The organism is Candidatus Andeanibacterium sp. (assembly GCF_057143545.1).
The window spans coordinates 1-9,054 of sequence record NZ_DBNHSF010000236.1; the positions used below are offsets into that span (position 1 = coordinate 1).

Sequence of the window (9,054 nt, forward strand, 5' to 3'; positions counted from 1 at the left end):
GATCAGCGGTGCCCCGAGCCAGGTCGAAAATGGCGGGAACCGGTCCCAGATCAGCCAGCCATAGAGCGTGGCCCAGAACAGCATCGAATAATCCATCACGATCACGCTTGAAACCGCGCCGAAGCGCAAGGCTGCGGTCAGCAGCAATTGTCCGATGGTCCCGGTGACGCCGATGCCCAGCAACAGCAGCCAGCCGGTAAGGTCGTGCGGCTGGAACACGAAGGGCAGGGCAAGCGCCAGCACCGGCGTGCTGAGCGTCGCGAACCAGAAGACGATGGTGATCGACTTCTCGGTCCGGCCGAGATCGGCGATCTGGATCGAGATCAGCGCGATCATGAACGCGCCTCCGAGCGCGACCGCTGCGCCGTAAAGCGGGAAATGGCCACTGCCCGGCTGGGCGATGATGATCACGCCGGCAAAGCCGAGGATGACTGCGGCCCAGCGATAGATGCCGACCTTTTCCTTCAGGATCAGGACCGAAAGCAGCACCGCCCAGATCGCGGAAGTGAAGTTGAAGGTGGTCGCTTCGGCCAGCGGCAGCAGGATCACCGCGCCGAAATTGCAGACCATCCCGATCATGCCATAGACCGCACGGACGCCGTGGGTCTTGAGGCGCTTGGTCCCCAATACGGCGATGCCGGTCGTGAGCCAGGCCCAGGCCAGCAGGATCGGCGCGCTGACGAATTGCCGCCAGAACAGGATCTCGAAGAAGTCGATCCCGCGCTCGTTGGTAAGCTTGATCAGCATCGCCATCGTGCCGAGCGCCCCGACCGCGCCCAGGCGCACGATCAAGGCAAGATAGGGGCGCTGCTGGTGACGGGGAACGGCTTTCATGTTGCGGGTGCTTTAGTGGCGGACGACCACTAAGCAAGCGCCCGCCCGTGCAAATGTGAGGATTGTCGCACGCGCCTTCCAACGCCATATCGCGCATCGATGTTAGCGGCACTCCACGATTTGCGCTTCGCCAGCGATGCCACGCTTGCCGCGATTTGGGGCGGAGCGTTCCTGCTGCTGGCGCTGGTGGCGCTGGTCGCCGAAGTCAGGCGGACAAGGCGCAAGCAGGCCGACCGGGTCGGCTGCATGCCGTGGACCGCGATCTTCTTCATCGCGGCGATGCTCGGGGTGACGCTGATCACCATGGCATTCAAAGGCTGGAGCGCCGGCGGCGGTTAGGCCGGCTTGCTGATGCTGGTGGGCGGCTCGTCCAGCCGGGCCTCAGGAATCAGCTTGCGCATCTTGCGGCAGAACTGGCGCAGGCAGACTTCCTTGTCCGACAGCGGCCCGGCCGAGAAGCTGCGCGAAGCCATGCCTTGCTGGACCCGCGCGATCAGCGCGGTGTCTTCGGCATTGACCTGGCGGTTGATCCGCCAGTTGAGATAGCGGGCCGTGCGCATTTCGCGGCGCCAATCTCCACTATAGGCGTCGGGCAGGACATAGGCGATCTCGCGGATCACGCTCTCGCTCGGGCCGAGCGGCAGCCATTGCATGAAATCGACCTGGTCGGGATAGATGTCGAATGCGACATTGGGCCACAGCTTGAAATACTGCCAATGGCGCTGTTGGTCCTCCGGCAAATGCGGGATGGGGGGCAGGAGCTTCTGGTATTGCCCTTCCGACCAGTTGGCCGAAGGCTCGTCGCGCAAATCGCCCCACATGCGATCGACATGGTCGCTGGCCTCGATCCCGTAGGACTTGCCGAACAGCCGCGTGAGCCCGGCATGGGCGACCGGAATGTGTAGCCCGTCCGAATAATTGTCGCCGATATTCTTCCAGTTCACCTTGCGCTCGCGGAAGGTCACCCGGCCAAGGGCGCGCAGTTCTTCGAAGCGGTATGGCTCGATCAGTTGCTCGTAAGGAGCCATCATCTCGGCTACCGACGGACCACCTTGGTCGACCAGCCGGACGAACACGAACCCGCGCCAGGTCTCCAGCCCGACCGGAGCAAGGCCGTGCAGTGCCTTGTCGAGTCCGGGATAGCTCGTGGCATCGGGAATGCCCGAAAGCGATCCGTCGAGTTCGTATGTCCAGGCGTGATAGGGGCAGACGAGCTTCCTCGTACAGCCCCGGTGCCCCTCCAGGATTCGCGAGCCGCGGTGGCGGCAGACATTGGTGAAGGCGCGCAGCGCCCCATCCTTCTGCCGGATGACGACAATGCTCTCGCCGATGAATTCCAGCGTGTGCCAGTCGCCTGTCGCGGGGATGTCGCTTTGGTGGCAGACCACCTGCCAGCTCGGCGCGAACACGCGCTCCTTCTCCAGTTCGAGGAATCCAGGATCGGAATAGGTCCAGGCGGGCAGACTCCAGCCGTCGAGCGGGTCGGAAGTCATGCCGGCTCCGCGATCGCCCGGTTGCGCCTGGTCCACCACCAGACTGGCAGCCCGGCAAGGACAAGGGCGATGCTCCAGGCGTCGGCTTCCAGCCCGGCACCCCACAGCGTCCATATCGCATAGGCCGCACCGGCCAGCGCGAATGGCCGGACGATCCTGAGCTTCCAGGCCGCCATCGCCAACACGAGATAGAACCATAATGCGGCGGAGGTCGTCACCAGCAACAGGAATTCGAACAGGCCCTGGGTGCTCTTGCCGGCGTTGATCATCAGCAGCACGCTCGCGAGAGCCGAGCCGGCCACCAGCGCGCGGCGCGGCGTTCCCCTGCCGTCGGTGGCGGCAAACCAGTAAGGAAACTGTCCCTTGCAGGCGAGGTTGCGGGGCATTTCGCCCTGGATAAGGATCCAGCCATTGGCCGCGCCCACGCAGCTGACGATCGCGCAAAGCGTGACGAAAACCGCCGGTCCCGCGCTCCAATACCGCTCGACGAACGTCGCCAGGGGAGCGGGCGAGCTGCTGGCAACTTCCTGCGGCAGCATCAGCGCGGCCGCCGAGCAAACGAACAGGTAGACCAGGCCGGTCACCGCGGTCCCCCACATGGTCGCGCGAGGAATGTTCAGTTCGGGATCGCGCACCCGCTCGGCAGCGGCGCTGGCGGCTTCGAAGCCGAGCAGTGCCCACAAGGTCAGCGCGGCGGCCCCGGAAACCGCCGGGATGCTGAGGTCCTGCGGTTCGAAGGGTGCGATCTCGCCGCTGCCGCCGGCCAGCAGCGAAGCGGCAATGGCGATAACCAGCAGGAGCGGGAGCAGCTTGATGATCGTGGTCGCGACCTGGAAATGGCCGGCTGCGTGGACTCCGCGAAGGTTGAGCAGCGTCAGCGCCCAGACCAGCGCCAGCGTGCTCAGTGCCGGTCCGTAGGGGACCTGCTCGATCCCCGGCGCCAGGCTGGTGAGATAGCTGATCGCCGCGACGCAGATCGTCACCACGCCGATCCAGATCGTGGTCAGGTAGATCCAGCCGAGCATGAAGCCGGTCAGCGGGCCGAACGCCTTGCCGATGAAGCCGACCATGTCGTCGCAGTCCGGCACCTGGCGCGTCAGGCAGGCGATCACCCACGCCAAAACCAGCGTGCCGGCGATGGTCGCAATCCAGCCGATCACCGCGTTCCAGCCATAGGGCGCCAGGCTAGCGGGCAGGAGATAGACGCCCGAACCGATCATGTTGCCGATGACCAGCGCGGTTGCTGCGATCAGGCCGAGCTTGCCGGCGCCGCGCGGCAATGCCGAAGCCTGTGTGCTCATGCGATGCAGCCGTGGCCGCGAGGATCGTGGATCATAGCCCCTCTTTGCCGCGCAGCATGGGCGGGAAACTATCAAACGGCAATGGTCTTCAAGCGGGCACGGAGTCGGCTGAGGATGAGCGGGCTGGCCCCTAATGGTGGCTGGCGGATATCCTGGAAGCGCCGAGACCTCCAAATTCGGGGACTGTCCGCTTCCACCCGAACCGGGCACGAAGGACCCTGCCAATCTGCCACAGGTTGAGAACCACGAAGAACAGGTTCCATGCCACCACCGAATACATCGGCTGAGATTGGGAATAGAAATAGATCGCCAGCAGGCAAGCGGCCAGCAGCGTCATCAGGCGCAGGCGCAAGATGTCCTGGGTAAAATAGGCGGCCACGTAAAGCAGGTTCGCAGCCATCAGAAACCCTTCCATTTTCGAACCCTCCTTACTGGGCAAGCCTGATTTGTCGTCGTCCGATTCGCTGCAACGAGCAGCGCTGGAGGCCCACTGGAGCGACCCCGTTGGAGCGAGCGTGGAGGGCAGCGTGGAATTTTGGGGATCGCGGGATTCCACGGAATTTCCACGTTGGGACGGCTGCTTGTGGGGGGTGGAGCGGCGGAACGGGGCCGATCGGCAATGCGCTGGGGCCTGGCCCGGTTCGACGTCAGACGAAGCTATAGGGATCGATATCGACCGCCACCCGCACGCCCCGCGGGAACTCGAGCGCGCCAAGCCAGTCGCGGATCACATCCTGCAACTGTGCCGATCTCCTGGCGTTGATCAGCAGGCGGTAGCGGTAGCGCCCGCGCAGCAGCGAGAGCGGGGCGGGGGCGGGGCCGATGATCGCGACATCGTCCAGATGGGGCCGCGCCGCGCCGATCGCGTTGGCGGCTTCGCGGGCTTCGCGCTCGTCCTCGGAGGAGATGATGATCGCGGCCCAGCGGCCGAACGGCGGCGCTCCGGCCTGGCGGCGGGCCTCGGCCTCGGCCTTGTAGAAGGCGTCGCGGTCGCCCGACGCGAGCGCGGCGATCACCGGGGCTGCGGGGTGGCGGGTCTGGATGAGGACATCGCCCTGCTTCGACCCGCGGCCGGCGCGACCGGCAACCTGCGCAATCTGCTGGTAGGTCCGTTCCGCCGCGCGCAAGTCGCCGCCTTCGAGCCCGAGATCGGCATCGACCACGCCGACCAGGGTGAGTTCGGGAAAATGGAACCCCTTGGTGACGAGCTGGGTACCGACGATCACGTCGATCGATCCTGCCTCCACTTCTGCGATGAAGCGAGCTGCCTTGTCGGGCGTGTTGAGCGTGTCGGACGTGGCGATCGCGATCCGGGCTTCGGGCAGCAGCTCGGCGACCTCGTCGGCGATCCGTTCGACGCCCGGGCCGCAGGCGACGAGGCAATCGGGCTCGCCGCATTCGGGGCAGGCCTCGGGCTGCGGCGTCTCGTGCCCGCAATGATGGCAGGCGAGGCGGCGCGAGAGCCGGTGCTCGACCAGCCAGGCGCTGCAATTGGGGCACTGGTAGCGGAAGCCGCAATGGCGGCACAGGGTCAGCGGGGCATAGCCGCGGCGGTTGAGGAACAGCAGCGACTGCTCGCCGCGCTCGAGCCGCGCGCGCATTTCCTCGACCAGCGATGGCGCCAGCCAGCGGCCGCGCCCGGGATCCTCCCTGGTCAGGTCGATGGTGTGGATGTGTGGCAGCGCTGCACCGCCGAAGCGCTGCGGAAGCGCCAGCCTTGTATAGACCCCGCTCTCGGCCATCTGGAGGCTTTCGAGCGCGGGCGTGGCGCTGGCGAGGATCACCGGGATCTGCTCGAAATGGCCGCGCATCACCGCGACATCGCGGGCATTGTAGCGCACTCCGTCATCCTGCTTGAAGCTGATCTCATGCGCCTCGTCGACCACGATCAGGCCAAGGTTCGCATAGGGCAGGAACAGCGCCGAGCGCGCCCCGACAACGACCTGCGCCTCACCCGAGGCAATCGCCCGCCAGGCGCGGCGCCGCTCGGTCTGCTTGAGCGAGGAATGCCAGGTCACCGGGGGGACCCCGAACCGCTCCTCGAAGCGTTTGAGGAAGGCCTCGGTCAGGGCAATTTCAGGAAGTAATACAAGCGTTTGTTTGCCTTTCCTGATACTCGCCGCAATCGCCTCGAAATAGGCTTCGGTCTTGCCCGAGCCGGTCACTCCGTCGAGCAGGAACGGAGTGAACCCGCCCGCTTCGACCGCCTTGACGATCTCTCCGGCAACCGCTTGCTGCACTTCGGACAACACCGGAATGTGGAAGTCCGCCCGTGCCCGTTCGTAAGGACGGTCGCAATCGACCTCGACCGGTTCGAGCACGCCCTGGTTCACCAGCCCGCGCAATACGCCTTCGGAAACTCCGGCGATCCCCGCCAGCTCGCGAATATTCGCCTGTTCCCCTTCAAGCGCCTCGATTGCAGCTGCGCGTTGTGGAGTCATTCGCTCGGGCATCCCCCCGCTCAGGCGATATTCGGTCATCGTCGCCGGGCCTCGCAGCGCGCCGCTCCACAGGACCATGCGCGCGACCGAGGCGAGGCTCGCGCAATAATAATCCGCCGCCCATTCGAGCAGCCGCATCAGTTCGGGCTTGAGCGGGGGGACCGGCAGGACTTCGATGAGCGGCCGCAGTTTTGCGTCCGGCACCTCATCGGCCGGAAGACTTTCTTTGTCCCAGATGATGCCGACAATCTGCCTCGGGCCGAGCGGCGCGACCACGACCGTGCCCGGCGGCGCCTCTATCCCCGCGGGCAGGCGATAGTCGAGCGGCCCCAATGCGTAGTTGAAATGGAGGAGTCTGACGCGGTTCATGCTAGGATGACTATTGGGCGCAGGTCCCGCTCACGGCAAGGCGAAGAGGAGAGACGATGCTCGACAATTCACCCCATTCCCGAGCGATGCTGCTCGGGCGACGCTCGTTGCTGGCCGGCACAGCCGCGGCCGGGCTGTTGGCGCTGGCAGGTTGCGAAACGTTCCAGCGCTGGAGCCTGGTCGATGCCGTCCGCCGGATGCTGATGCTCGCGGCGCAGAACGCCTTTGCCAGGCTGATGGCGCCAGGCGGCTTCTGGGACAATTCGCTTGCGCGGCTGGACTTACCGGACCTGCTCGGCTCGCGGGGCAATGTGCTGGCCGATATCCTCACTTCCGTCGTGTTCAAGGAACGGCTCCAACGCGAGTTCAATCATGTCGCCGAGCGCGGCGCGCGCCGGGCGGCGCCGGTCGTTGCCGACGCAGTCGAAGTGATCGGGATCGAGAATGCCCGCGCGATTCTCGACGGCGGGCCGAGCGCGGCGACCGCCTTCCTGCGCGCGAATATGGGTACGACCCTGGTCGAAGCGATGGTTCCCGAACTGGCCGAAGGCCTGCGCATTTCGCAGGAACCGTTGGTTGCGGACGCATTGCGGAGGCTCACCGGGATCGACCTGTCGGACGTTGCGCGCGATTTCGCAGGCGATGTCGATAATGCGATCTGGGCCGAGATCGGGCGCGAGGAATCCGCGATCAGGGCGGACCCGGCTTCGACCAACGATCCAATGCTGATCGCGGTGTTGGGCGGCGGTGTCTGAACACAATCCCGTCATGCTGAACTTGTTTCAGCAGCAATTGTGCCCCATGGGCTGACCTCGCCTTTTGTGGAGAAATGGATCCCGCAACAAGTCCGGGATGACGATCGAAGCTGACACTTTCCCATGCCGCCCGAATCCCCCCTCGATCGCTTCAAGCAGGTGCTGACCGGCGCCAGCCGGGCGATTGCGCGCGAGCCCGAGCTCGAAGTCGGCTGGACCGCCGATGCGCCTTCGCTGCAGGGGGATTCGATCAAGGTCCCGATGCCGCCGCGCACCCTGCCGCGCGAACAGGCGAGCGAGGCGCGCGGCTTTGCCGACAGCTTCGCGCTGCGCCTGCGCCATCACAACGCCAGGCTCCATGCCCGCCACGCTCCGCAGGAAGCCAGCGCGCGCGCCTGCTACGATGCCGTCGAAGCGGTGCGTTACGAGGCGCTGGGCGAGAACAATTACGCCGGGATTCGCGACAATCTCGCGGCTTCGCTCGAAATCAAGGTGGCGACCGATCCGATCAGCCGCGCCGACCGTGCCGAAGATGTCCCGCTGCAGTCGGCGCTGGCGCTGATGCTGCGCGAGCGGCTGACCGGCCAGCCGATCCCCGAGCGGGCGCAGGCCGGGGTCGAATTGGTGCGCGAATTCATCGAGAGCCGCGCGGGCGACGATTTCGACCGGCTCGCTCTGACGATCGACGACCAGAAGGCGTTCCAGGAACTCTCGCTCGACCTCCTGCGGCACCTCGAACTGGTCCGCGCCGAGGAAATCGACCAGCCGGCCGACGAGGACGGCGACGACCAGTCGGGCGACGACAAGGGCGATGACGACGACAGCCAGGACCAGGACCAGAACGACCAGGGCCAGTCGCAGCAGGTTGCCGCCGAACAGGGCGAAGGCGACGAGGACGGCGAAAGCGACCAGCAGGCCGACCAGGAGCAGGACCTCAAGGAAGGCGATGTCGGCGACGAAGGCGAGGAAGGCATGATGCCCGTCCGCCCGAACCGCCCCTGGACCGAGGACCCCGAACATTTCGACTACAAGGTCTTCACCGAGGAATTCGACGAAGTGATCGAGGCCACCGAATTGTGCGACGAGGACGAGCTCGCGCGCCTGCGGGCCTATCTCGACAGCCAGTTGGGCGGCCTGCAGAGCGTCGTCACCCGGCTCGCCAACCGGCTCCAGCGGCGGCTGATGGCGCAGCAGAACCGCAGCTGGGATTTCGACCAGGAGGAGGGCCTCTTGGATGCCGCGCGGCTCGCGCGGGTGATCGTCAGCCCCGGCCATTCGCTCTCCTACAAGGTCGAGCAGGATATCGAGTTCAAAGACACGGTCGTGACCCTCTTGATCGACAATTCGGGTTCGATGCGTGGGCGGCCGATCTCGATCGCCGCGATCAGCGCGGATATCCTGTCCCGCACGCTTGAACGCTGCGGGGTCAAGGTCGAGATCCTCGGCTTCACCACCCGTGCGTGGAAGGGCGGGCAGAGCCGCGAGAAGTGGCTCGCTTCGGGCAAGCCCGCGACGCCGGGACGGCTCAACGATCTGCGCCACATCATCTACAAGAAGGCCGACGAGCCGATGCGCCGGGCGAGGAGGTCGCTCGGGCTGATGATGCGCGAAGGGCTGCTCAAGGAAAACATCGACGGCGAGGCGCTGCTGTGGGCGCATAACCGCCTGCTCGCCCGGAGCGAGGATCGCCGGATCCTGATGGTGATATCGGACGGCGCGCCGGTCGACGATTCAACCCTCAGCGTCAACAATGCCGGCTATCTCGAAACCCATCTCAGGAAGGTGATCGACTGGATCGAACGGGCCTCGCCGGTCCAGCTCGTCGCGATCGGCATCGGCCACGACGTCACCCGCTATTACA

At 65.6% G+C, this 9,054-nt stretch carries 8 protein-coding genes; 3 read left to right on the top strand and 5 right to left on the bottom strand.

Translation table 11 applies throughout. The annotated features are described in order from the left end of the window. Window positions 1-834, bottom strand: an 834-nt coding sequence (locus AC16XC_RS13640) for a DMT family transporter (RefSeq protein ID WP_484035210.1), incomplete at its 3' end; no start/stop codon positions are given. A gap of 99 nt (window positions 835-933) precedes the next feature. On the opposite strand from AC16XC_RS13640, the gene AC16XC_RS13645 reads away from it, so the two are divergent. Beyond that, complete coding sequence (locus AC16XC_RS13645) at window positions 934-1,173, top strand: hypothetical protein (RefSeq protein ID WP_484035211.1); 240 nt, start codon at window positions 934-936, stop codon at window positions 1,171-1,173. Here AC16XC_RS13645 and AC16XC_RS13650 read toward each other — a convergent pair. The 4 genes from AC16XC_RS13650 to AC16XC_RS13665 all read right to left on the bottom strand — a co-directional run bounded on the left by AC16XC_RS13650 (window position 1,170) and on the right by AC16XC_RS13665 (window position 6,438). Continuing rightward, window positions 1,170-2,327 carry an aromatic ring-hydroxylating oxygenase subunit alpha gene (locus tag AC16XC_RS13650; protein WP_484035212.1) on the bottom strand — a complete coding sequence of 386 codons (1,158 nt, stop codon included), beginning with the start codon at window positions 2,325-2,327 and terminating at the stop codon, window positions 1,170-1,172. The two genes, AC16XC_RS13645 and AC16XC_RS13650, sit on opposite strands and share 4 nt — an antisense overlap. Next, on the bottom strand, window positions 2,324-3,628 hold the full coding sequence (locus AC16XC_RS13655) for an APC family permease (protein WP_484035213.1): 1,305 nt from the start codon (window positions 3,626-3,628) through the stop codon (window positions 2,324-2,326). The genes AC16XC_RS13650 and AC16XC_RS13655 overlap by 4 nt, the downstream gene beginning before the upstream one ends. A 130-nt stretch (window positions 3,629-3,758) precedes the next feature. After that, on the bottom strand, window positions 3,759-4,043 hold the full coding sequence (locus tag AC16XC_RS13660; RefSeq protein WP_484035214.1) for a hypothetical protein: 285 nt from the start codon (window positions 4,041-4,043) through the stop codon (window positions 3,759-3,761). Window positions 4,044-4,275: 232 nt separating this feature from the next. Then, window positions 4,276-6,438: a primosomal protein N' gene (locus AC16XC_RS13665; protein ID WP_484035215.1), complete on the bottom strand. Its 2,163-nt coding sequence runs from the start codon at window positions 6,436-6,438 to the stop codon at window positions 4,276-4,278. A 56-nt stretch (window positions 6,439-6,494) separates the two neighbouring features. Between AC16XC_RS13665 and AC16XC_RS13670 the strand changes: the two genes are divergently transcribed. Together AC16XC_RS13670 and cobT are read left to right on the top strand one after the other, a co-directional pair. Continuing rightward, window positions 6,495-7,193: a DUF4197 domain-containing protein gene (locus AC16XC_RS13670; RefSeq protein ID WP_484035216.1), complete on the top strand. Its 699-nt coding sequence runs from the start codon at window positions 6,495-6,497 to the stop codon at window positions 7,191-7,193. A gap of 123 nt (window positions 7,194-7,316) precedes the next feature. Further along, window positions 7,317-9,054 (top strand): cobaltochelatase subunit CobT (cobT, locus tag AC16XC_RS13675; protein WP_484035217.1); only part of this gene is annotated, 1,738 nt, incomplete at its 3' end.

What these genes read in the sequence shown, in the direction of transcription:
- AC16XC_RS13665 (WP_484035215.1), bottom strand. Translation starts at nt 6,438, where the DNA reads ATGAACCGCGTCAGACTCCTCCATTTCAACTACGCATTGGGGCCGCTC.
- AC16XC_RS13650 (WP_484035212.1), bottom strand. Translation starts at nt 2,327, where the DNA reads ATGACTTCCGACCCGCTCGACGGCTGGAGTCTGCCCGCCTGGACCTAT.
- AC16XC_RS13655 (WP_484035213.1), bottom strand. Translation starts at nt 3,628, where the DNA reads ATGAGCACACAGGCTTCGGCATTGCCGCGCGGCGCCGGCAAGCTCGGC.
- AC16XC_RS13645 (WP_484035211.1), top strand. Translation starts at nt 934, where the DNA reads ATGTTAGCGGCACTCCACGATTTGCGCTTCGCCAGCGATGCCACGCTT.
- AC16XC_RS13670 (WP_484035216.1), top strand. Translation starts at nt 6,495, where the DNA reads ATGCTCGACAATTCACCCCATTCCCGAGCGATGCTGCTCGGGCGACGC.
- AC16XC_RS13660 (WP_484035214.1), bottom strand. Translation starts at nt 4,043, where the DNA reads ATGGAAGGGTTTCTGATGGCTGCGAACCTGCTTTACGTGGCCGCCTAT.